The organism is Mesorhizobium sp. M0217 (assembly GCF_040321955.1).
Classification (GTDB): domain Bacteria; phylum Pseudomonadota; class Alphaproteobacteria; order Rhizobiales; family Rhizobiaceae; genus Mesorhizobium.
On record NZ_JAMYSN010000001.1, the window covers coordinates 835,277 to 858,231 of the forward strand.

At 63.5% G+C, this 22,955-nt stretch carries 22 protein-coding genes and 2 pseudogenes; 15 read left to right on the top strand and 9 right to left on the bottom strand.

The features are described 5' to 3' along the window. Nucleotides 1-63 precede the first annotated feature (63 nt). Entirely contained in the window at nt 64-1,302 is a 1,239-nt protein-coding gene (locus NKJ18_RS04135; RefSeq protein ID WP_023683028.1) for an ABC transporter substrate-binding protein, read from the bottom strand. Between the two features lie 392 nt (nt 1,303-1,694). Between NKJ18_RS04135 and NKJ18_RS04140 the strand changes: the two genes are divergently transcribed. Then, complete coding sequence (locus tag NKJ18_RS04140; protein WP_023700133.1) at nt 1,695-2,738, top strand: LacI family transcriptional regulator; 1,044 nt, start codon at nt 1,695-1,697, stop codon at nt 2,736-2,738. A gap of 33 nt (nt 2,739-2,771) precedes the next feature. On the opposite strand, the gene gnd is transcribed toward NKJ18_RS04140, so the two are convergent. Further along, on the bottom strand, nt 2,772-4,199 hold the full coding sequence (gnd, locus tag NKJ18_RS04145) for an NADP-dependent phosphogluconate dehydrogenase (protein ID WP_352757837.1): 1,428 nt from the start codon (nt 4,197-4,199) through the stop codon (nt 2,772-2,774). A gap of 206 nt (nt 4,200-4,405) precedes the next feature. On the opposite strand from gnd, the gene NKJ18_RS04150 reads away from it, so the two are divergent. Further along, the gene (locus NKJ18_RS04150) at nt 4,406-4,843 is read left to right on the top strand and encodes a VOC family protein (protein WP_352757838.1); all 438 of its coding nucleotides are present in this window, start codon (nt 4,406-4,408) and stop codon (nt 4,841-4,843) included. A gap of 25 nt (nt 4,844-4,868) precedes the next feature. Here NKJ18_RS04150 and NKJ18_RS04155 read toward each other — a convergent pair whose 3' ends face one another. The 5 genes from NKJ18_RS04155 to NKJ18_RS04175 all read right to left on the bottom strand — a co-directional run bounded on the left by NKJ18_RS04155 (nt 4,869) and on the right by NKJ18_RS04175 (nt 9,221). Beyond that, nucleotides 4,869-6,494, bottom strand: a complete 1,626-nt coding sequence (locus NKJ18_RS04155; protein WP_352757839.1) for a copper resistance CopC/CopD family protein — start codon at nt 6,492-6,494, stop codon at nt 4,869-4,871. Nucleotides 6,495-6,547: 53 nt separating this feature from the next. After that, nucleotides 6,548-7,066, bottom strand: coding sequence for a YcnI family copper-binding membrane protein (locus NKJ18_RS04160; protein WP_352757840.1), 519 nt, complete (start codon nt 7,064-7,066; stop codon nt 6,548-6,550). 39 nt (nt 7,067-7,105) lie between these two features. After that, nucleotides 7,106-7,645 carry a copper chaperone PCu(A)C gene (locus tag NKJ18_RS04165; RefSeq protein ID WP_352738130.1) on the bottom strand — a complete coding sequence of 180 codons (540 nt, stop codon included), beginning with the start codon at nt 7,643-7,645 and terminating at the stop codon, nt 7,106-7,108. A 105-nt stretch (nt 7,646-7,750) separates the two neighbouring features. Continuing rightward, the gene (locus NKJ18_RS04170) at nt 7,751-8,107 is read right to left on the bottom strand and encodes a DUF2946 family protein (protein ID WP_352757841.1); all 357 of its coding nucleotides are present in this window, start codon (nt 8,105-8,107) and stop codon (nt 7,751-7,753) included. 211 nt (nt 8,108-8,318) lie between these two features. Further along, a complete protein-coding gene (locus tag NKJ18_RS04175) occupies nt 8,319-9,221 on the bottom strand; it encodes a GntR family transcriptional regulator (RefSeq protein ID WP_352757842.1) in 903 nt (300 codons plus the stop codon). Nucleotides 9,222-9,478: 257 nt separating this feature from the next. Here NKJ18_RS04175 and NKJ18_RS04180 point away from each other — a divergent pair, with 257 nt between their 5' ends. From NKJ18_RS04180 to NKJ18_RS04210, 7 genes are all read left to right on the top strand, one after another. Next, complete coding sequence (locus NKJ18_RS04180) at nt 9,479-10,984, top strand: UxaA family hydrolase (RefSeq protein WP_023728563.1); 1,506 nt, start codon at nt 9,479-9,481, stop codon at nt 10,982-10,984. A 52-nt stretch (nt 10,985-11,036) separates the two neighbouring features. Next, nucleotides 11,037-12,035, top strand: coding sequence for an aldo/keto reductase (locus tag NKJ18_RS04185; protein WP_352757843.1), 999 nt, complete (start codon nt 11,037-11,039; stop codon nt 12,033-12,035). Nucleotides 12,036-12,108: 73 nt separating this feature from the next. Then, nucleotides 12,109-12,324, top strand: coding sequence for a hypothetical protein (locus NKJ18_RS04190; RefSeq protein ID WP_023669815.1), 216 nt, complete (start codon nt 12,109-12,111; stop codon nt 12,322-12,324). Between the two features lie 12 nt (nt 12,325-12,336). Then, entirely contained in the window at nt 12,337-13,329 is a 993-nt protein-coding gene (locus tag NKJ18_RS04195; RefSeq protein WP_023669816.1) for an ABC transporter substrate-binding protein, read from the top strand. Between the two features lie 146 nt (nt 13,330-13,475). Next, nucleotides 13,476-14,999 (top strand): sugar ABC transporter ATP-binding protein, encoded by a 1,524-nt coding sequence (locus tag NKJ18_RS04200; protein WP_023835034.1) that lies wholly within the window; start codon nt 13,476-13,478, stop codon nt 14,997-14,999. A 23-nt stretch (nt 15,000-15,022) separates the two neighbouring features. After that, nucleotides 15,023-15,988 carry an ABC transporter permease gene (locus NKJ18_RS04205; protein WP_023683015.1) on the top strand — a complete coding sequence of 322 codons (966 nt, stop codon included), beginning with the start codon at nt 15,023-15,025 and terminating at the stop codon, nt 15,986-15,988. Between the two features lie 74 nt (nt 15,989-16,062). After that, nucleotides 16,063-17,082, top strand: a complete 1,020-nt coding sequence (locus NKJ18_RS04210; RefSeq protein ID WP_352757844.1) for a zinc-binding alcohol dehydrogenase family protein — start codon at nt 16,063-16,065, stop codon at nt 17,080-17,082. 99 nt (nt 17,083-17,181) lie between these two features. Here NKJ18_RS04210 and phnF read toward each other — a convergent pair whose 3' ends face one another. Next, the gene (gene phnF / locus NKJ18_RS04215) at nt 17,182-17,952 is read right to left on the bottom strand and encodes a phosphonate metabolism transcriptional regulator PhnF (RefSeq protein ID WP_245261350.1); all 771 of its coding nucleotides are present in this window, start codon (nt 17,950-17,952) and stop codon (nt 17,182-17,184) included. A 96-nt stretch (nt 17,953-18,048) separates the two neighbouring features. On the opposite strand from phnF, the gene phnG reads away from it, so the two are divergent. The 3 genes from phnG to NKJ18_RS04230 are packed head-to-tail and all read left to right on the top strand — an operon-like array spanning nt 18,049 to nt 20,234. Then, nucleotides 18,049-18,510 carry a phosphonate C-P lyase system protein PhnG gene (gene phnG, locus NKJ18_RS04220; protein ID WP_023669821.1) on the top strand — a complete coding sequence of 154 codons (462 nt, stop codon included), beginning with the start codon at nt 18,049-18,051 and terminating at the stop codon, nt 18,508-18,510. Further along, the gene (gene phnH / locus NKJ18_RS04225; RefSeq protein ID WP_023669822.1) at nt 18,510-19,121 is read left to right on the top strand and encodes a phosphonate C-P lyase system protein PhnH; all 612 of its coding nucleotides are present in this window, start codon (nt 18,510-18,512) and stop codon (nt 19,119-19,121) included. Before phnG ends, phnH begins: the two co-directional genes overlap by 1 nt. After that, complete coding sequence (locus NKJ18_RS04230) at nt 19,122-20,234, top strand: carbon-phosphorus lyase complex subunit (RefSeq protein ID WP_023669823.1); 1,113 nt, start codon at nt 19,122-19,124, stop codon at nt 20,232-20,234. It begins immediately after the preceding gene. Nucleotides 20,235-20,236: 2 nt separating this feature from the next. On the opposite strand, the gene NKJ18_RS04235 is transcribed toward NKJ18_RS04230, so the two are convergent. Further along, nucleotides 20,237-20,455, bottom strand: coding sequence for a hypothetical protein (locus NKJ18_RS04235; RefSeq protein ID WP_023699000.1), 219 nt, complete (start codon nt 20,453-20,455; stop codon nt 20,237-20,239). A gap of 65 nt (nt 20,456-20,520) precedes the next feature. Between NKJ18_RS04235 and NKJ18_RS04240 the strand changes: the two genes are divergently transcribed. The 3 genes and pseudogenes from NKJ18_RS04240 to phnE all read left to right on the top strand — a co-directional run. Then, nucleotides 20,521-21,420, top strand: coding sequence for an alpha-D-ribose 1-methylphosphonate 5-phosphate C-P-lyase PhnJ (locus NKJ18_RS04240; RefSeq protein ID WP_023726432.1), 900 nt, complete (start codon nt 20,521-20,523; stop codon nt 21,418-21,420). Continuing rightward, nucleotides 21,417-22,253 (top strand): annotated as a pseudogene (gene phnK / locus NKJ18_RS04245) (phosphonate C-P lyase system protein PhnK); the annotation flags it as partial. The gene NKJ18_RS04240 and the pseudogene phnK, both read left to right, overlap by 4 nt. Beyond that, a pseudogene (gene phnE, locus NKJ18_RS04250) lies at nt 22,190-22,885 on the top strand (phosphonate ABC transporter, permease protein PhnE); the annotation flags it as partial. The pseudogenes phnK and phnE, both read left to right, overlap by 64 nt. Nucleotides 22,886-22,955: the final 70 nt, after the last annotated feature.

The window sequence follows — 22,955 nt, forward strand, 5'->3', positions numbered from 1 at the left end:
AAGGGCGGTGCGATCCCGGCCCTGCTTTCGCAAGGCCGGGAGCGAGGTGTATTGCCTCCAACGTCAGTCTGCCGAAGCGATGAGGTCGGCGAAGCGCTTCTGCGCGTCTTCGATGGTCAGGTCCGGCTTGGCGAAGAATTCGGCGAAGAGATCTTCCTTCTGCTTCTGGGTATCCTGCGAAAGCAGTTGGTCCGTCCACGGGATGACGGCGCCCTTGGCGAGGATGGCCAGACCCTTCTTCATGCAGTCGTTCGCCGCATTGAGATCGACGTCACCGCGCACCGGCAGCGAGCCCTTCTTGAGATTGAAGGCGACCTGAGTCTTAGGGTCGAGCAGCGTCTCTGCCAACACCTCCTGCGCCTTGGACTTGTCGGCATCCTTGAGCAGCGGGAAATAGAAGGCGTCGCCGCCGGTGGCGATAACTTCGTTCAGACCGAGGCCCGGCAGGCAGGCATAGTCCTTGCCGGCGACCTTGCCGGCAACCTGGAACTCGCCTTGCGCCCAGTCACCCATGATCTGGCCGCCGGCCTTGCCGGTGATGACCAGATTGGTCGCCTGGTTCCAGTCCTGCACATTGGTGTTCTTCGCCATCTTGCGGGCATCGTCGGCGGCCTTGAAGACCTTGGCGATCTCGGGCCCAGCGGCGAACTTGGCGTCCTTGTCCTTGTAGACCTTGAGGAATGCATCGGTGCCGCCGACCGCCGCCAGCAGCACATCGAAGGCGCCGGAAGATTGCCAGGCCTGTCCGCCGACAGCGAGCGGGATGATGCCCGCCTTTTCCAGGGCGGGCGCTGCCGCCACGAATTCATTCCAGTCCTTCGGCAGCGGCACGCCGGCCTTCTCGAAGGCTTCGTTCGACAGCCACAACCACTGCCAGGAGTGGATATTGACCGGCACGCAATAGATCTTGCCGTCGATGGTGCAGCTGTCGAGCAGGCTCTTCGGCCGCACGATTTCCGTCCACTTGCCCTTGGTGGCGACATCGGTGAGGTCGCGCATCAGGCCGGCCTGCACCAGTTCTTCGGCCTGCCGGCCGTGATTGAACTGGGTGGCGCCCATCGGATCGCCGCCGGTGATGCGGCTGATCATGATCGGCCGTGCCGTGCCGCCGGATCCGGCAATGGCGCCATCGACCCAGTGATTGCCGGTGGCGTCGAAGGCCTTGGCGAATTCCGCAACCGCCGCTGCCTCGCCGCCCGACGTCCACCAATGGGTGACTTCCAAGTCGGTGGCGGCCGCCGGGCCGGCAAGCTGAAGCGCGGCCGTCGCGGCAAGGGCAGCGGTCAAAAGTCTATAGCGCATTTCGGTTCCTCCCAGAATCTGAAACGTTACAGATTTCCGATACGGCAATTATGCGGTGCGTGCAACCCCTGAGATAAACGCGCTCGAATGTTTTTTCGAGGCGCGAACAAATTCGTTGCGTGCAAACCGGCAAACTCCGCGCAAAACCGGGTGCTGCGCTGCAAAATCATGCTGCAGCGCAAGAAAACCGTCTCGAACCTGATGGTCGCGCAACGTTTCTGGCCGCCAAAACCCTGCCAAAACCATGGCTTGAGAGGCCCACGCGCTACGATGTTGGAAATCTGTAACGTTTCAGTATATTGAGGCCTGACTGCGAAGAACCGTGCCACATCGTCATCGAAGCGATTGTCGGCTGGTCCGGCGGCTGCTATGCGCCTGACGGGGCGGGACGAATGGACAGGGACCAGACGGACAAGGACGACGAGGCGTCGGCGCATGAGCGGCCGACGCTGAAGACGCTTGCCTTCATGACCGGGCTCGGCGTCACCACCGTCTCGCGCGCGCTCAAGGATGCACCCGAGATCGGCGCCGAGACCAGGCGGCGGGTTCAACTCGTCGCGAGGCAGATCGGCTACCGGCCGAACCGCGCCGGCGTGCGCCTGCGGACTGGCAAGACCAATGTTATCAGCCTCGTGCTCAATACCGAGCGCGAGATCATGAGCTTTGTCTCGGACATCATCTACGGCGTCTCGGAGGTCATTGCCGACACACCCTATCACCTGATCGTCACGCCCTACTCGCGCTCGCAGGATCCGCTGGACCCGGTAAAGTATCTGGTCGAGTCCGGCTCGGCCGATGGCGTCATCATCTCACGCACGCAGCCCAACGATCCGCGCGCCCGCTACATGCTGGAGCGTGGCATACCCTTTGCCACGCATGGCCGCACCGATATGGGGCTTGTCCACCCCTATCACGACTTCGACAATTACGCCTTCGCCGCCGAAGCGGTGCGCCATCTGGCCAGCGTCGGCCGGCGCCGGCTGGCGCTGGTAGCGCCGCCGGTCGGGCTCACCTATTACGACCACACGGTCAATGGCTTTGCCGACGCACTGAGCGAGGTCGACGCCAGCGAAGTGCCGTTCAACGCTGTTTCGATCGACCAGTCGATCGATCAGATCAGGACGCGGACCGCGCAGTTGATGCGCCGCGACGTCAGGCCGGACGGTTTCGTCAGCAGCGCCGCCGCAGCAACGCTGGCCATCGTCGCCGGCATCGAGGATGCCGGCCTGAAACTCGGCCGCGACGTCGATGTCGTGTCCAAGCAATCGTCGGAACTGCTGCATCTGTTCCGCCGGGAGTTGCTGATCGTCAACGAAGACTTCCGCCTCGCCGGCACCGAGCTTGCCCGCGCCGTGCTGGGCTGGATAGGCGGCGCGGCACCTGGCTCTTTGCAGACTGTGGTCAAGCCAGGCGACGTCGTCGCGTATCAGGGCTGACTGGCACGACCTGAGAGGCCGCCTCACCTGACCCTAGCCGGCAGCGCCGCTGCCCCATGGGCCATGGAAAGCCCCCTGCTCGCCGATGCGCTCGAAGCCATGCGCGCCGAAGAAGTCGCGCTGCGCCTGGATCAGGTTCGAGGTGCCGCGGCCCTGGCGGTAGCTGTCGAAATAGGCAAGTGCCGACGCCAGTGCAGGCACCGGCGAGCCTGCTTCCGATGCCTTGGCAACGGTGCGCCTAAGCGACGGATGCGCCTCCTGCATCATGGTGGTGAAAGCCGGCGCCATCAAAAGGTTGGTGGACGCGCCGCCCGAGCCGAAGGCTTCCGCCATGGTGTCGAGCATCTGCGAGCGGATAATACAGCCGGCACGCCAGATCTTGGCGATGGTCGGCATCGGCAAGTTCCAGTTGAACTCCTTCGAGGCGGCGCTCATCACCGCGAAACCTTGTGCATAGGCGGCGATCTTGCCGGCGAGCAGCGCCAGCTCCAGGTCTTTCAGAAGTGCCGCCTTGTCGCCAGAGATCTTGGTGACGCCGATATTGCCATAGGCTTTTTCGGCCGCCTGCCGCTCATCCTTGATCGAGGACAGCACGCGGGCCGCCACCGCCGCCTCGATGGCCGTCGCCGGAATGCCGAGCTGCTGCGCCTCGATGACAGACCATTTGCCGGTGCCCTTCTGGCCGGCACGGTCGAGGATGATGTCGACCACCGGCTTGCCGGTCTTTGCATCGTCAGCGGCCAGCACCTTGGCGGTGATCTCGATCAGATACGAATCGAGCCGGCCCTTGTTCCAGTCCTCGAAGACCTTGCCGATCTCCTTCGGCCCCATGCCGAGACCGTCACGCAGGATACCGTAGATCTCGGCGATCATCTGCATGTCGGCATATTCGATGCCGTTGTGGATGGTTTTGACGAAATGCCCGGCGCCGTCTGTGCCGAGCCAGGCAGCGCACGGTTCATCCTTGAACTTGGCCGAGATCGCGGTCAGCACGCGTTCGACGCGCTTCCAGGAGTCTTCGGTGCCGCCGACCATGATCGACGGCCCGTGGCGCGCGCCTTCCTCGCCGCCCGATACGCCCATGCCGATGAAGGTGAGACCCGAGCCCGACAGTTCCGAAAAGCGCCGCATCGTATCGCGGAAATTGGCGTTGCCGGCATCGATGACGATATCGTTGTCAGACAACACGCCGCGCAGAGCTTCGATCTGTTCGTCGACCGGCTTGCCGGCCAGCACCATGATGATGACCGGGCGCGGCGGCTTGATCGCAGCTGCCAGTTCCTCCAGGTTGTAGCAGGGCACCACCATGTCCCTGAGCGAACCGGCGCCTTCGAGGAAGGCATCGGTGCGCGCCTTGGTGCGGTTGAAGACGGCGATGCGGTGCCCGTGCTCGGCAATGTTGAGCGCGAGGTTGGAGCCCATTGTGCCAAGGCCGATCAGGCCGATTTCGGCTTTTTCCATCGTTTCTTCCCTGCTTTCGGATTTTGTTGAGGCCGCGTTTTTCGGGATGCCCATTTTTCGGCGAGATGATTGACGGGCCTTTCGCGCCACGTCAACCGCCTCGCCGAATTGTGTTGCGTCGGCGTTGTGTCAAACCGAGTCAGGAAGGGTTAGTTGGTGACCAGGCGACGCCTTGCCGATCGAACATATGGCGATAGGTTGGACATATGGCAGTCAAACGGATGGACAATGTCGGAATCGTCGTCGATGACCTCGACGAGACGATTGCTTTCTTTTGCGAGCTCGGCCTCGAACTGGAAGGGCGGGCGACGATCGAAGGCGAGTGGGCCGGACGTGTCACCGGGCTCGGCGATCAGCACGTCGAGATTGCCATGATGCGCTCACCGGACGGTCATAGCCGGCTCGAGCTCTCCCGTTTCCTCACGCCGACTGTCGTCGCCGATCACCGCACCGCGCCGGTCAACGCCCTGGGCTACCTGCGCGTCATGTTTACCGTGGACGACATCGACGACACGCTGGAAAGGCTCCGCAAGCGTGGCGCGCAGCTGGTCGGTGAAGTCGTCCGTTACCAGGAGGTGTATCGGCTCTGCTACATCCGCGGGCCGGAAGGACTGCTCATCGGACTGGCCGAGGAACTCGGCTAAGCGCCCTTCGCAGGCGGGGTGAATATCACTCGGCGCGGATATCGATCGGCGCTTCGATCTTTACCACTTGGAAATCCGAAACCAGAATATCGAGCCGCGCCGTCCAGCGGCCGGGAATCGGGATGACGAGATTGTCGACGCGCCAAGTGCCGTCGCCTGGCTTGGTCGCCGGACGCTTTATCGGCTCGATGCCGGAATCGGGCTTGGACAGCACAAGCGTCACTTGCTTGGCGTCCAGCGGGCCGAAATCGCCATCCATGATGACGATGGAGGCGGCGACCTCTCCGGTATGGCCGGGCGTGATGTCGATGTCGGCCATCGCCTTCATAGTGTGGATATGAGTCGACGTCGGTTGTGCCGCGGCAATTGCCAGCGCCCGTGGAGGCGGCGTGAAGCGCCAGCCGGCGGCAACGCCGAAGATCAGGAGCACGATCAGCATTTCGACTGAGATCGAGCGGGAGAGCCGCCGCCGCACTTCCGTCGCTCCGGCCTCGGCCAAGGCGGTGAGCCGCCATCGATTGACCGCCGCCAGCGTGAACAGAAACACCAGCAGCGCCAGCTTGATCAGCAGCAGCCGGCCATAGGCGGTGTTGACCAGTGCCGCCGGTGTCTGCACTTGGATGATGGCGAGCACCACACCGGCGGCGGCAAGCACTACCACCACGGGCATGATCGCGCGCGAAAACCGCCGCAGGAACGCCCCGGCTTCCACCGATTGGCTGCTCAACGCCAGGCCGAGCGGCAGCAATGCTCCAGCCCAGAAAGCGATGCCGGCGCCATGCAGGAACACCATAGGCCGCGTCAGCCATTGCGGTTCGGCTGCACTGGCATGGCCGCTGGCGGCAAGGGCTGCACCCACACCGGCCAGCCCGGCGAGCGCCAACGGCCTGGCGCCGGCACGCGATCCGACCAACGACAGCAGGCCAAGCCCGAGCGCCGCCAGCGAAATCAGCACCGTCCAGCCGAAGCTGGTGCCAAGCGCCGTCCGCCAGACCACCGGTTGCGCCAGCCGGGCGAGTGGCGCGCCCAGCGCGTCCAGCCCCTGGAACCCGAGCGACAGGGGTGCTGCGACCAGCCCGCAGAGGATGGCGGCAATGACGAAGCGCTGGCCCGAGCGCTGGCCTTGCGCCAGCCATGTCAGCGCGAAGGCGCCGCCAATGCCGAGGAAAAGCCCGATGTAGAGAAGAACCTTGCCGGTCCAGATCGCTGACCGCAAATCTATATCGACAGCTTCCCCCACCGCCGGCGCCGCACTTGGCGCGCCAACGGAAAACAGCACCGAGCCGCCGACCGGATGGCCATCGGCGGAAATCACCCGCCAGCTCAAGACATGGGTGCCCGGCCCGAGCTTTTGTGGATTGTCGATCTCAACCGTTTGGTCGCTCAACCGAAACGAGGTCAAAGCGACAGGCGTACCGTCGGGCCGCACCAAGGTCAGCACCAGCGGCGACACAGGCTCGCTGAAGGTCAGCGAAAATTGCGTGGGCGCTCGCTCCAGAACCGCGCCGTCGGCAGGCTCGGCCTTGATCAGCGCCGCATGGGCAAAGGCCTGGTTTGGCGTGGCAAGGACGGCAAGCAGCAGGATCGCGGCCAGCAGGCCGAAGCACCTGCCGGCTGTCCGTTCTATCCGCTGAAAACAGGCCACGTTCATGCCATCCACCAAAACAGTGGCGCGCCGCTTCGAAGCAGCGCGCCGCCAATGCATCATTTCTTCGGCAGCAGGTTGAGGCCGGGCGCCGGATCTTCCAGCGCATCCTCATCCTGACCAGCCGCCGGAATCTCTATCCAACGCGTGGTGGCGCCATCGCATTCCTGCACCACCGGAAAATAGAGTTTTTGCCCGGCCGGCAGATCGGCGGCGAACGTGCCGCGGAAGACGAACTCGTCATAAAATTCATCCGGCAGGCTGCCGCCGCTCCAGTCGACTTCCTTGACGCCCGAGGTCACCGCCTCGCCATAGAGCTGGTAGGATTTCTCGTACTTGCCTTTCTTGACCTGCAGCGTCCAGCCGGGCTTGGGCATCGGCTTCACCCCGATCACCCCTTCCGGGATCTGCACGCGCACGGCAATCGTCGCCTTGCCTTCGCAGCCATGCGGCACGCGCAGCACGGCCTTGTAGGTCGAACCGACCGCAACCTCCTGTGTTTCGAGCGTGATATGGGCGAAGGCGGCACTTGTCCCCAGGACGAGGAATGCAGCGGCCGGCAAATGATGCTTGTTCATGATGGGTCCCTCTCGAAAAAATTGATTGGCAATAATTGGTCAGTCGTTGTCTTCCAGGGGTGGCGCGCTGCCTATGGCTTGCACGGCAAACTCGACGGTCACGGTTCCGGCCCTCTCGAAAGTCAGCGTAGCGGCAAACATCTGACCTTCTTTAGGGGGCTGCTTCAGATCCATGAACATCACGTGATAGGCGCCGGGACCCAGCGTGACCTTGCCGCCCGCCGGGATATCCAGGCCGCCACTGACCGGGCGCATGGTCATGACGCCGTCTTTGACTCCCATTTCATGCAGTTCGGCCTTCCCCGAAATATCGGAGGCAATCGACAGCAGCCGGTCCGGCGCGCTGCCCTTGTTGACGATGGTGAAATAGCCGCCGGCAACCTTGGCGCCGGCCGGCGTGGCGCGCGACCAGGGATGCTTGATCTCGATGTCACCGGCCTTGAACTCATGCGCAAGGACGGAATGGGGGCCGGCGAACAACAGTGCAAAGGCGAAGAGGGCGCTGCCGAGACGCTGCTCGATAGTGGTGGAGAAAGGGGCACTGCGGCGCAACGCGCCGGCACGAAGAAAAAGGAACATGGGTAGGCTCCATGAATATGAGGTCGCGCCTTTGTCCGGCTGCGAACGTGTTTATCATTGGATGATTATCGCCTGCGCAGGTTACGCGAAGCGAGCGGCGGTTTTTCAGCCCGCAAGCGGCGGCGCGCGGGGATTGGCCGGAGAGCGCTCACGCGTGACGTCGGGATGCCTGACTGCCGGCGGGAGAAACGCGACTGTTTCAAAAGACAGGCTCACCGGCGCCACGCCGACGCCTGCTGGCGGCGCATAGGCGATGGAGGCCATGCTGCAGCCGAGCATGCAGCACGCCGGCATATGCTGCTGGTGCGGATCGCCGCCGGGAAGCTGGACCGCCCCCTCATGTGTACAGATGACGTTGCCGAAAGCGTCGAGTTGCGAGTCATCCGGCGCAATGCCGAAAGCAAGCACGCCGAGCGTCGACTGGAGCAGCAGCACACAGGCCGCGACAAAGGCGGCCGTCATGCTCAATCTCTTACGCCGGAAGTCCAAAGACCTGCCTCTTCACGCAGCAACGCGTGGATATCTAGCACGCGGCATGTCGGCGGAAAATCGCCAAATCATCGCTGCGGCAACGCGGCGCGTTCGATCCATGTCGCACAAAAGTGCGCAGCGGTTTGGGATAACGGCATGAGGCAGAGATCTTGTGCGCATAAGGTCCCTTCGGACGTCGCGCTCAGGAAGCCGGGCGGCCGCCGATTTCCGGAATCGACGTCAACAGCGTGTGGCGTGCCGACTTCAGATGCTTGCGGCAGGCGGCGTCGACCTTGCCGAGATCGCGCGATTTCAGCGCCGCGATGTAGGCGAGATGCTCGCTCACCGCGACTTCGTTGCGCTCGCGCTCTTGCGCCTTGTTCCACTGGTAGTGGTAGTGAAAGATCATGGCGATGACGTCGTAGAAATCGACGATGAAGCGGTTGTGCGACGCCCGGTGGATCAGCCGGTGGAAGCGCTCGTCTAGCTCAGAGAATTCGTTGAAGCGGATGGCGATTTCGCTGGCCAGAAGCCGGTGCTCGTCTTCCAGCCGGTCGAGATCCGCCCAGACCGGACTATCCCCAGGCAAGGCGGCAAAGGCCGCCGCCGAGCGTATCTCGAACATCTCGCGGATTTCAGTGAGTTCGAGCGCGAAGGCTCGCGTAAATCCTTTCAGCACCCAGTGGCTGTTGCGCCGCTTCTCGATCAGGCCGAAGCGGGAGAAGCGGATGAGGAACTCTCGCACGCTGGTGGTGCCGACGCCGATCTCGCGCGCCAGTTCGAGCTCGTTGATCTGCATGCCGGCCTCTGCACCGCCGGCCAGCAACCTGCGCATAAACGACCGCTCGATGATCTGGGCCAGTGTGTCTGTCTCCTCCTCAGGGAAGAAATCATCCGCCTTCGGCGCCCTGAGCACTGTCTTGCTGCGTTTGTTCCACGCGATCAGCCCGGTCTCTTCCATGCGCGCCAGAATGGTGCGCACGGTCGTGCGGCTGACGCCGAGCAAAGTGCCCAGTTCCGGCTCCGACGGCAGGCTCTGGGTCTCATCGAGCAGCCGCAGACCCCTGTTGTAAGCGTCCTTGTAGACGTTGTTGCTCTTCGACATCCCTGCCCCGTTGCGCGCCGGCGCTTGCTGTGGCTGGCTTGAAGCGCGATATCACATATGTCCTGGCGCTCACCCGGCAAAGCAAAACGCTCTGCGTGTAAGACGCCGCTCCCCACAAGCCAAGCGTCCATCGGACGCATGGTCTCCTCGTGAAAAAACAATTGACGCACAAATGTTTTTTCACGATAAAAGACATTATATGTAAACAGACGCGTGTCAATCCGCGCATCCCCAGGAACAGACCCAGGAAACTGCCCGTGAACGCCTCGAACAGCATTCTTCTGTCCCCCGCCGACAATGTCGCGGTCGCCAATGGCCGCATCGAGATCGGCACCCCTCTGCCCGGCGGCGCCGTCGCCACGGCCTTGATCGAGCCCGGCCACAAGGTGGCGATCAAGCCTATCGCCGCCGGCGAGGCGGTGGTCAAGTATGCCCAGGCCATCGGCCGCGCCACCCAGGACATCGCGCCCGGCGACCACGTCCATTCGCACAATCTGGTCTTCGAGTCCGGTCGTCTGCCGGTCGTGCCGCCGAGCGAAGCGGAGCATGCCACCGAAGCTGACCGCGCCCGGACATTCATGGGCTATCGTCGCGCCGATGGCCGTGCCGGCACGCGCAACTTCATCGGCATCATCGCCAGCGTCAATTGCTCGGCCACCGTCTGCCACGCCATCGCCGACGAGGCCAACCGCGTGCTGCTGCCGAAATATCCGGGGATCGACGGCTTCGTCCCGATCGTCCATGGCCAGGGCTGCGGCATGAGCGGCACCGGCGACGGCATGATGGTGCTGCACCGCACGCTCGCCGGCTACACCCGCCACCCGAATTTCGGCGGCGCGCTGATGGTCGGCCTCGGCTGCGAGGTCAACCAGCTCACCCTTTACGGCCAGAAGGGTGCGGCGGCGGGAAAACGCCATTTCAATATCCAGGACGCCGGCGGTTCGCGCAAATCGGTCGCAAAGGCGATGGGCGTGCTCGCCGAAATCGCCGAGGAAGTCGGCCAGTATCAGCGCGAGCCGATCCCCGTCTCGGAGATCGTCGTCGGCCTGCAATGCGGCGGCTCCGACGGCATGTCGGGCATCACCGCCAATCCCGCACTAGGTGCGGCGGTCGACATCCTGGCCGGCGTCGGCGGCATCGGCATCCTGTCGGAGACGACGGAGATCTATGGCGCCGAACATCTGCTCGCCTATCGCGCGGCAACACCGGAGATCGCCAAGAAGCTCGACGGTTTCGTCAAATGGTGGGAGGACCATGTCGCCAAGCACGGCGCCTCGATCGACAACAACCCCTCGCCCGGCAACAAACGCGGTGGCCTGACCACCATTCTGGAAAAGTCGCTGGGCGCCGTCGCCAAGGGCGGCCAGACGCCGCTCAACGGCGTCTTCGGCTATGCCGAGAAGGTCACCGGCAGCGGCCTGGTGTTCATGGACACGCCCGGTTACGACCCGGTCTCGGCGACCGGTCAGGTGGCGGGCGGCGCCAACATCATCGTCTTCACCACCGGCCGCGGCTCCTGCTTCGGCTGCCGGCCCACGCCGTCGATCAAAGTCGCCACCAACTCGACCATGTACCACCAGATGGAAGAGGACATGGACGTCAATTGCGGCGTCATTGCTTCGGGTGAAAAGACCATCGCCGGCATGGGCCGGGAACTCTTTGAGCTCATCGTCGAGACGGCATCGGGCCGCAAGACCAAGAGCGAGGCGTTCGGCTACGGCGACAACGAGTTCGTGCCGTGGCACCTCGGCGCGACGCTCTAACCACCGACGAAAAAAGCGGGCTGCAACGACGGCTCACAAGGGGAGGCTTTGGATGGACAAACGCCGCATCGGCACGACTGCGCTCGAGGTCACTGAGATAAGCTTCGGCGGGGCGGCGATCGGCGGGCTCTACCGGGCCTGTCCGCGCGAAGCGGCGATGGAGACGCTGCAGACAGCCTGGGATGCCGGCCTGCGCTATTTCGACACCGCGCCCTTCTATGGCTTCGGCCTGTCGGAGCGGCGGACCGGCGATTTCCTGCGCTACAAGCCGCGGGATTCCTATGTGCTGTCGACCAAGGTCGGACGGCTGTTCCGCCCGGTGCCGGAAGACCAGGTTCCCGATCATTCCTATGTCGACCCGCTGCCTTTCGCGCTCGACTACGACTACTCGTATGACGGCATCATGCGCTCGGTCGAGTTCTCCTATGCGCGGCTCGGGCTGAACCGGATAGACATCCTGTTTGTGCACGACATCGGCACCTACACACATGGCGTCGAGAAGACGAAGCTGCACTTTCGCCAGCTGGTGGACGGCGGGTTGAAGGCGCTGGAAGAGCTTAAAACGTCCGGCGTGATTTCCGCCTATGGGCTCGGCGTCAACGAGGTGCAGATCTGCCTCGACGTATTGCGCGAAGCACCGCTCGACTGCATCCTGCTGGCCAGCCGCTATTCGCTGCTCGACCGCTCGGCTGAAGCCGAGTTGCTGCCGCTGTGTCGTGAGCGACAGACTTCGCTCATCATCGGCGGCGTCTTCAACTCCGGCATCCTGGCGACCGGACCGGTGCACGGTGCGCATTTCGACTATCTGCCGGCGACGCAGGACATACTCGAGCGTGTCGGCGCGATGGAGAAAATCGCTGATGAGGGCGGATATCCGCTGGCGGCGGCTGCATTGCAGTTTCCGCTGCAGGAGCCTGTCGTGGCCAGCGTGCTGACCGGAACGGCCAAGCCTGCCAACCTGACGCGCAACCTCGACCTGTTCGACGTCCAGGTGCCGCAAGCGGAATTCGCCCGCTACGCTCCCTACACCATCGTGCAGGAGCTCGGCTGACGAAACGCCACAATCACGGTTCTCAAGAAGGAATGAATATTCCATATTGACTCGACGGTGGAATTAATATTCCATGATGATCAAGGAGGATCGGGAGCGTCTGGACGTGGCACTGAGGATCGGCAGGGAGGTTTCCCCGCCAAGCCATGCGCAGGCCGATATGAAACACCGCTTGCGTCGGCCGGACCGATGCACTATCAAAAAGCGGCAACTGTTTTTTATTGATAAAGTTCTGTTTGGGCCGCGCCTATCCAAATGGAGCTTCCGCAACCTTCACCGGGCGATCTAGGGAGGATTCCTAATGAAATTCGTGACCAGCATTCTCAACCGCCGCTCACTGATGGCACTAGCTGCCGCCTCGATGCTTGCCGGCACGCTGCACACGGCGCCGGCTTCGGCGGCGGACGTGACCATTCCGATCATCGTCAAGGACACCACGTCCTTCTACTGGCAGATCGTCCTGGCCGGCGCCCGCAAGGCCGGCAAGGATCTCGGCGTCAACGTACCCGAACTCGGCGCCCAGGCTGAAACCGACGTCAACGGCCAGGTCTCGATCCTCGAGAATGCCGTCGCGGGCAACCCGGCCGCGATCGTCATCGCGCCGACCGAATTCAAGGCGCTTGGCAAGCCGATCGATGAAGCGGCCAGCAAGGTCAAGGTCATCGGCATCGACTCCGGCGCCGACTCCAAGGCGTTCACCTCGTTCCTGACCACCGACAATGTGCAGGGCGGTCGCGTCGCCGCTGACGGTCTTGCAGCAGCCATCGGCGAAGCCAATGGCGGCAAGATCGAGGGCGACGTCGCCCTGATCACCAACGCGCCGGGCGCCGGTTCGCTGGAGCAGCGCAAGCAGGGCTTCACCGAGCAGCTGGCCGCGAAATATCCGGGGCTGAAGCTCGTCGCCGACAAATATGCCGACGGCCAGGCAACGACCGGGCTCAACATCGCCACCGACCTGATCACCGCCAACCCGAACCTCAAGGGCATCTTCGCGTCCAACCTGATCATGGCGCAGGGCGTCGGTCAGGCAGTCGCCGAGAACAACCTTGGCGGCAAGCTGGCGCTGGTCGGCTTCGACAGCGACGAGAAGCTGATCAAGTTCCTCAATGACGGCGTCATTTCCGCGCTCGTCGTCCAGGATCCGTACCGGATGGGCTATGACGGCATCAAGACCGCGCTCGCCGCCTCGAAGGGCGAGAAGGTCGAGGCCAATGTCGACACCGGCGCCAACCTGGTGACCAAGGCAAACATGAAAGACCCCAAGATCGACGCCCTGCTCAACCCGAAGCTCTGAGCCCGTCAGGCAAAAATCGTTTCCGGGGCCTCGCGCCCCGGAAACACCGATACCAGCTTGAATATCCACCGGCTTGAATCACCTCGACGATGCGGCTTGACTGCATCGCGACGTGCCAATCGTAAGGCCAACCTGGGAGGATTGTCATGACGCCCACGGCGCAGGAACTGCACCCGGCCCCAACGCTAGCGCCCGGCAGGACGATCCTCGAACTGCACGGGCTGGAAAAACGCTATCCCGGCACGCATGCGCTGAAGCCCGTTCACCTTGCCTTCAAGGCAGGTGAGATCCACGCCATCGTCGGCGAGAACGGCGCCGGCAAATCCACCCTGATCAAGCTTCTGACCGGCGTCATGCCGCGCACCTCCGGCGATGTCATCTGGGAGGGCAAACCGGCAGCGCTGGCAACCCCGCACGAGGCGATGGCGCTGGGCATCAACGCCGTGCATCAGGAGGTCGTGCTCTGTCGCCATCTCACCGTCGCCGCCAACATGTTCCTCGGCGAGGAGAACTCGCGCTTCGGCATCCTGCAGCAGCGCGCCATGGTCAAGGAAGCGCAGAAGATCATCGACGGTCTCGGCTTCGACCTGCCGGCGCATGTCATGCTGGGTGACCTCACCATCGGCCAGCAGCAGCTGATCGCCGCCGCCCGCGCCACCGTGCGCGGCACCAAATTCCTCATCTTCGACGAGCCGACCGCCTATCTCACCCGCAAGGAAGCCGACCAGCTGTTCACGCTGATCCGCAGGCTCAAGGGCGAAGGCGTCACCATCATCTACATCAGCCATCGCATGGAAGAGGTGTTCGAACTCGCCGATCGCGTCTCGGTTCTGCGCGACGGCACGCTGGTCGGCACTCGTAACATTGCCGAGACCAATGACGCCGAGCTGGTCAAGATGATGATCAACCGCTCGATCGAGCAAGTCTACCACAAGGAGCATTTCACCCCCGGTGCCGTGATCGTTGAAGCGAAAAACCTGTCGGGCAAGGGCTTCGAAGACGTCTCGATGACAGTGCGCGCCGGCGAGATCGTCGGGCTCTATGGCCTGATCGGCGCCGGGCGGAGCGAGTTCGTCACCACGCTCTATGGCCGCCACAAGAAGTCGGCCGGACAGGTCCTTTGGCAAGGCAAGCCGGTCCACATCAATTCCGAGCACGACGCGATCAAGCTCGGCATGGCGCTGGCGCCGGAAAGCCGCCGCGACCAGGGCCTGTGCCTGAACCTGCCGGTCGGCCTCAACCTCAACCTGCCGATCTACAAGCGCATCTCCAACAACCTGCTGATTTCGAACACGAAGGAAAAGGCTGAAGCCGATCGCCAGATCGCCGGCCTCCGCATCAAAACGCCGACACGCGGCGCACTGGCCTCCAGCCTGTCCGGCGGCAACCAGCAGAAGATCGTTATCGGCAAATGGCTGGCGCACGGCGCCAAGCTGTTCATCTTCGACGAGCCTACGGTCGGCGTAGATGTCGGCACCAAGGCCGAGATCTACCGCCTGTTCGGGGAACTGTTGTCCAAGGGCGCCGGCATCATCCTGATCTCGTCCTATCTGCCCGAGGTTTACGAGCTCGCCGATACGCTGCACGTGTTCCGGCGCGGCAAACTGGTGGCGAGCCACGGTTTTCGCGCCGCTAGCCATGAAGACGTGCTGACGCAGGCGATCGGCTGACAAAACAAGAAACGGGAGGAACCATGAGCATCGAAACCGTCGCGATCGAAAAACCGAAACGGAACTACAACGTCCTGTTCGGGCTGACGCTTCTGGCGTTGCTGGTTCTGCTCTGGATCGTGCTATCGGTGGCGACGCCGAGCTTCGCCTCCTCCAACAACATCGCCAATCTTTTGCGGCAGGGCTCGATGATCGCCATCATGGCGGTCGGCCAGACCTTCGTCATCATCACCGGCGGCATCGACCTCTCGGTCGGCGCCGTGGTCGGCTTCGCCACCGTCATTGTCGCCATGATGATCAATGCCGGCTTCCCGATCTGGGTCGCCATTCTGGTGACGCTGCTGGTCGGCGTTGCCATCGGCCTGTTCCATGGCTTCGGCATCGTCAAGATGGGCCTGCCGCCCTTCATCATCACGCTGGCGACGCTGACCTCGTTGCGCGGCATCGGCCTGTTGATGACCAACGGCAATTCGATCAACATCAACAGCGACAGCTTCACCGCGTTCTCGCGCAGTTCCTTTGTCGGCATCCCCAATCTGTTCTGGATGGTGATCCTGGTCGGTATCCCGGCCTACATCTTCCTGCACCACAGCCGCTGGGGCCGCTATCTCTTCTCTGTGGGATCCAATGCCGAGGCCTCGCGCCTCTCGGGCGTCAATGTCCAGCGCACCATCTACATGGCCTACACGCTGTCGGGCCTATGCGCGGCCTTCGTCGGCGTGCTGCTGGCGGCGCGCATCGGCATCGGCAACCCGACCCAGGCCGAAGGTTGGGAGTTGCAGGCGATCGCCTCATCGGTGATCGGCGGCACCTCGCTGTTCGGCGCCGTCGGCTCGGTGCATGGCCCACTGCTCGGCGCCTTCATCCTGGCCACCATCAACAACGGCGCCAATCTGCTCAACGTCAACTCGTTCTGGCAGCGCATCATCACCGGCGCGCTGATCATAATCATCGTCTATTTCGACGGGCTGCGCCGTCGCGGCAAGTAATCCTCCCTGACCTTCTGCGCCGGCCTGCTTAACAACGGACCGGCGCCTTTTTTGAGAAACACTGGAATTGCCGAATGAAAGCTGTTGTCTGCCGCTCGCCCGGCGAGCTTGTCCTGGAAGACCGGCCGGCGCCAGGAGCGCCGCCTGCCGGCTGGGCGCTGGTCGCCGTCAGCCATGTCGGCATCTGCGGCACCGACTACCACATCTTCGAAGGCAAGCACCCGTTCCTTGCCTATCCCCGCATCATGGGCCATGAAGTGTCGGGCACCGTCGTCGAGACCGGCGAAGATGTCGACCTTGCCGTGGGCGAGCCCGTCATCATCAATCCCTATCTCGCTTGCGGAAAATGCATCGCCTGCCGGCACGGCAAGCCGAATTGCTGCGTCAGGATCGAAGTGCTTGGCGTCCATCGCGACGGCGCCATGGCCGAGCAGATCCTGGTGCCGGCGCAGAATCTTTATCCGGCAAACGGCTTGTCGCTGGCCGATGCGGCGGCGGTGGAATTCCTCGCCATCGGCGCGCATGCCGTGCGGCGCGCTCGCGCCGAACCAGGCGCCCGCACGCTGGTCATCGGCGCCGGGCCGATCGGCCTTGGCGCAGCGCTGTTTGCGCGCATCGCCGGGCTCGATGTCAGCCTGCTCGACATGAGCACGGAGCGGCTGGATTTTGCAAAAGGCGAACTCGGCTTCGCCACGCTCGTCGGCTCACAAAAAGCGGCAGCCGAACTGGTGCGCGAGGCAACCGGCGGCGAAGGGTTCGACATCGTCTTCGACGCCACCGGCAACACCGCCTCGGTGCAGTCGGCCTTCGCCCATGTCGCGCATGGCGGCACGCTCGTGCTGGTCAGCGTCGTCAAGGATGACATCGTCTTTTCCGACCCGGAATTCCACAAGCGCGAAATGACATTGATCGGCAGCCGCAACGCGCTGAAAGTCGATTTCGACCACGTCGCCGCCTCGATCCGCAACGGCGCCGTGCCGCTGGCAAAACTCGTCACCCACCGCACCACGCTGGCCGGCACGCCGGATGATCTCACCCGCTGGGCGCATGAGAAATCGGGGTTGATCAAGGCTGTGATCGAGGTTGGGGCATAACATCGCAGGTGGTCCCGGCCCGAATGACGACGACCCGCGCAGGTTGACTCCCACTCCGTCCTCGAAACGCCAGGCCGCTGAAAAATAGGCGCGACCCCGCTACAGCGCCGACAGTTTCAGCTCGACCCGCTCCGCCGGAAACCGTGTTTCGGCAAACTGGATCGGCTGGCCGTCCGGTGTGACGTTGACGGCGACCGCCACCAGCACGATTGCGCCGGGCTGCAGATCGAGGTCGGCGAGATCGGCGGCATCGGCATGGCGGGCCGACAGCACCGTCGATTGCCTGAGATAATCGTCAATGCCGAAACGCTTGAGCGAGGCGGTAACCGAACCGGTTTCGGCCATCGCAGCATTGATGCCGGCGAAACGCTTCGCCTCGTACCAGGCGGCGGCGCGCGACACCGGCCGTCCATCGGCTTCGCCGCGCGTCTCCAGGCGGATCACCTCAGCCCCTCTTGCCAGACCAAGCCCCTCGGCGACGCGCTGACTGGCCGACTCAACTGTAGAAGCTAGCAGCACGATGTGCCGTTCCGATGTTTGCCCTTGCAGACCGGTCGAAAACCGAGTGCGCGCGCCGATCGGATAGGACAGCCGTTTGCGCGAAAAGACGAAGGTGCCGCGTCCCTGCTCGGCCCGCAGCACGCCGTCCTGCACCAGGGCCGATATGGCGCTGCGCACCGTGTGGCGATTGACGCCGTAGCGTTCGGCCAAGGCCATTTCCGGCGGCAGCGCGGCATTCTCGGCAAAATCGCCGGCGGCGATCGAATGCAGGATCAGGTCCGCAATCTGCCGCCACAGCGCGACACCGCTACGGCGTTCGATGCTGCTCGCGCCCTTTTGAGCCACCATTTCGTCCACGCTCCCGCCCATGTCATCCACCCGTCATGGACACAAGTTAGATAATAGGTATAATTTGTATAATTGTCTATATCACTAGACAAATTATATACATTCAGGGAGTTGTCCATGCGAGGACAGGAAGCCCGCGACCAGGCCGAGCGCAAAGCCGTCATGACGACGTTGGCGCAGGCCAGTGGCGATGACATCGCCCGGCTGTGGAATGAGGCCGGCCTGATCTCGGAAGCAGAGCTTTTGCGCGGCCCGGAAACCGGTCTGGTCACCGTGCGTGGCCGCATCGGCGGCGGCGGCGCGCCCTTCAATGTCGGTGAAGTGACCGTCACCCGCGCCACCGTCCGGCTCTCTTCCGGACAGGTCGGCCACAGCTACATGCTCGGGCGCGACAGGCAGAAGGCGAAGCTTGCGGCAATCGCCGATGCACTTTGGCAGGATCCTGCCCATCGGCAGACGGTCGAGAGTGCGCTGGTCGCACCGCTGCGCGCCGCCCAAAGCGAGGCGCGCGAAAAGCGCCGCTCCGAGACGGCGGCAACGAAAGTGGATTTCTTCACCATGGTGCGCGGAGAAGACTGATGGACATCGCAGCCCAATGGATCGACGGCGGCTTCGCCGATCCGGTGTTCAACGCCCAGGCGGTCTTCCGCGCGGTCATGGATGCCATGGCGCGGCCGGGCAGCGAGCGGCCTCTGCCTGCCTTCGCCCGCCCCCCTTCGCCGCTGTCCGCAACCGCCGGCGCCATTGCACTTTCGCTCTGCGACAACGACACACCGCTCTGGCTCGATCCTGCTTTGCAGGCATCGGCAGCGATCAAATCCTGGCTCGGCTTCCACGCCGGCGCGCCACTCGCCAACACACCTGCCGATGCGCATTTCGCGTTGGTCGCCACGCCGGCCGAGATGGCCGCCCTCGACGGTCTTTCGCAAGGCACGCAGGATTATCCCGACCGTTCGACGACACTGATCCTGCAGGTCAGCGATCTCACCTCCGGCGCGCCGCTATTGCTCGAAGGCCCAGGCATCGAAAAGACGGCGACCATCGCGCCGGCGCAGATGCCGCGCCATTTCGTCGAACAGTGGAAGCAGAACAGCCAGCGCTTTCCGCGCGGCGTCGACATCATCCTGGCGGCGCCCGACGGTATCGCCTGCCTGCCGCGCACGACGCGCATCAAGACGATGGAGGCATAAATGTATGTCGCGGTAAAAGGCGGCGAAGTCGCAATCGCCAATGCCCACAGTCTGCTTGCGGACCGCCGTCGCGGCGACCGTTCGGTGCCGGCGCTGCGCCTCGACCAGATCGTCGAACAGCTGGCGCTCGGCGTCGACCGGGTGATGAGCGAAGGATCGCTCTACGACCGGGAACTGGCGGCGCTCGCCATAGTCCAGGCGCGCGGCGACATGATCGAGGCGATCTTCCTGGTGCGCGCCTACCGCACCACACTGCCGCGCTTCGGCTACACCAACGCCATCGACACCGGCGCCATGCTGGTCGAGCGGCGCGTGTCGGCGACCTACAAGGATTTGCCCGGCGGCCAGCTGCTTGGGCCTACCTTCGACTACACCCACCGCCTGCTCGACCCGGAACTCGCCGCCGGCGCCGATGTCGCCGAACCGCTGCAGCGCGAGACGGAAACGCAGGCCATGCCGCGCGTTTCGACGATCCTCGCCCGCGAAGGGCTGATTGAGCCGGATGGCGACATGCCGCAGGACCATGTCCCCGGCGACATCACCCGTGAGCCGCTTGAGTTTCCGATGGCGCGCGACATCCGCCTGCAGGCGCTGTCGCGCGGCGATGAAGGGTTTCTGCTGGCGCTCGGCTATTCCACCCAGCGCGGCTATGCCCGCAACCACCCCTTTGTCGGCGAGGTGCGTATCGGCGAGGTCGAGCTGGAACTCGACGTGCCGGAACTGCCCTTCGCCGTGCTGCTCGGCAAGGTCCGCGTCACCGAATGCCAGATGGTCAACCAGTTCAAGGGCTCGGCCAAGGCGCCGCCGCAATTCACCCGCGGCTACGGACTGGTCTTCGGCCAAAGCGAGCGCAAGGCGATGGCCATGGCGCTGTGCGACCGCGCGCTGCGCGCAACGGAACTCGGCGAAGATGTCGTCGCCGCCGCGCAGGACGAGGAGTTCGTCATCTCGCACTCCGACAATGTTCAGGCGACCGGCTTCGTGGAGCATTTGAAGCTGCCGCACTATGTCGACTTCCAGGCCGAGCTCGATTTGGTGCGCCGCATGCGCGCCGAATACGAAGCTCGAGAGAACCCTGCAAAGGTGGAAGAGAAGCGGGAGGCGGCCGAATGAGCCTAATCGCCCCCGCCATTGCCGCCACCCCCGTTGCCGCCATCCCCGTTGCCGCCGTCATGGGAATGGCTGCTATGCCCGCCGACGTAGCTGCCGTTTCCGCCTGTGACATGCGCGCCATCTCTGGAAGCAGGCAGAAACAAGCGCCGAGGTACAAAACCGACCACGCAGACAAACGCCAGAAGCAGAATTGCAATCTGGATCCAACCGGTCTGAGTCATTCGACTTCGCCTTTATTTCCGTTTTCTGGGCGTCAATGCAATAGCAGGGAGTGGATTTGATCGCCATGACCGACATCGCCACCTACAACTTCGCCTATCTCGACGAGCAGACCAAAAGGATGATCCGCCGGGCGATCCTCAAGGGCATCGCCATCCCTGGCTATCAGGTTCCCTTCGCTTCGCGCGAAATGCCGATGCCCTATGGCTGGGGCACTGGCGGCGTGCAGGTCACCGCCTCGATTATCGGGCCGGACGATGTGCTGAAAGTCATCGACCAGGGCGCCGACGACACCACCAATGCCGTCTCGATCCGCGCCTTCTTCAAGAAGGTAGCCAACGTCGCGGTGACGACCGATACCGCCAGCGCCACCATCATCCAGACCCGCCATCGCGTCCCGGAACACCCGCTGAGCGCCGGCCAAGTTCTAGTCTACCAAGTGCCGATACCCGAGCCGTTGCGCTTCCTCGAGCCGCGCGAAACCGAAACGCGCAAAATGCATGCGCTCGAGGAATACGGCCTGATGCATGTGAAGCTCTACGAGGACATTGCCAAACACGGCCGCATCGCCACCACCTATGCCTATCCGGTCAAGGTCGAGGGCCGCTATGTCATGGACCCCTCGCCGACGCCGAAATTCGACAACCCCAAAATGCACCGTTCGCCGGCCCTGCAACTGTTCGGAGCCGGGCGCGAAAAGCGCATCTATGCCGTGCCGCCCTTCACCGATGTCGTCAGCCTCGACTTCGAGGATCATCCCTTCGAGGTCCAGACCTTCGACCTGCCCTGTGCGCTGTGCGCGGCGGAAAATGTCTATCTCGACGAGGTCATCCTCGACGACCATGGCGACCACATGTTCGTCTGCTCCGACACCGACCATTGCGAGAAGCGGCGCGCCGAAGGACATCGCGGCCACCTTGCGGCTGAAAGCCATGTTACCGCAGGAAAGATGAGGCCAGCAGAATGACCGGCGACCCACTGCTGCGCGTCTCCGAACTGTCCAAATTCTACGGCTCGCGCGTCGGCTGCGAGAATGTCACCTTCGACCTGTGGCCGGGTGAGGTTCTGGCCGTCGTCGGCGAATCCGGCTCCGGCAAGACGACGCTGCTCAACTGCCTGTCGACGCGGCTGCTACCATCTTCTGGCACCGCCAGCTACCGCATGCGCGACGGCCAGTTCCGCGAACTCTACCGTATGAGCGAGGCCGAGTGCCGCTTCCTGATGCGCACCGACTGGGGCTTTGTTCATCAGAACCCCGCCGACGGCTTGCGCATGACGGTGTCTGCCGGCGCCAATGTCGGCGAGCGGCTAATGGCGGTCGGTGACCGCCATTACGGCAAGATCCGCGCCACTGCCGTCGACTGGCTGTCGCGCGTCGAGATCGACGAGGACCGCATCGACGACGAGCCGCGCGCCTTTTCCGGCGGCATGCGCCAGCGCCTGCAAATCGCCCGCAACCTCGTCACCGGACCGAGGCTGGTGTTCATGGACGAGCCGACCGGCGGCCTCGACGTCTCGGTGCAGGCGCGCCTGCTCGATTTGCTGCGCGGGTTGGTCACCGATCTCGGCCTGGCGGCCATCGTCGTCACCCACGATCTCGCCGTCGCCCGGCTTCTGTCGCAGCGTATGATGGTGATGAAAGACGGCCGTGTCGTCGAAAGCGGCCTGACGGATCGCGTGCTCGACGATCCCCGCGCGCCTTACACGCAATTGCTTGTTTCCTCGATGCTGGCACCTCGAACCTCGCGCTCGCCGGCGACAACATCTGGAACAATGCGCAGTGGCAGCATGGCGACGTCTGGACGAAACTGCTGCAGACCATCGTCATGGCCTTTCTCGGCACGTTGCTCGGCGGCCTCGTCGCCTTCCCGCTCGCCTTCTTCGCCGCCCGCAACATCACGCCGAGCGGATTGTTCGGCCAGGTGCTCAAGCGCTTCTTCGATTTCATGCGATCGGTCGACATGCTGATCTGGGCGCTGTTCTTCACCCGCGCCTTCGGCCCGGGACCGCTCGCCGGCAGCGCCGCGATCTTCTTCACCGAAATAGGCACGCTCGGCAAAATCTATTCGGAAAGCCTGGAAAACATCGACGACAAACCGCGCGAGGGCATCAAGTCGACCGGCGCCAACGGCCTGCTGGTGCAGCGCTATGGGGTCATGCCGGAAGTGATCCCGGTCTTCATCAGCCAGACGCTCTACCAGTGGGAATCCAACACAAGAGGCGCCACCATCATCGGCGCCGTCGGCGCTGGCGGCATCGGCCTGAAACTCTGGGAAGCCATGCGCACCAATTCCAACTGGGCCAACGTCTTCTACATGGTGCTGCTGATCCTGCTCGTCGTGTTTGTGTTCGACAACATCTCGAATTTCCTGAGGCGCCGGCTCAGCCGGACCATCCATGATTACAACAGGATGCAGGCCGAGGAGGGGTGACGTGCGAGGGACAGCACCCCCCTCTGTCCTGCCGGACAGTGGGGGGTGTGAAGGAACGCAGCACTCCTTG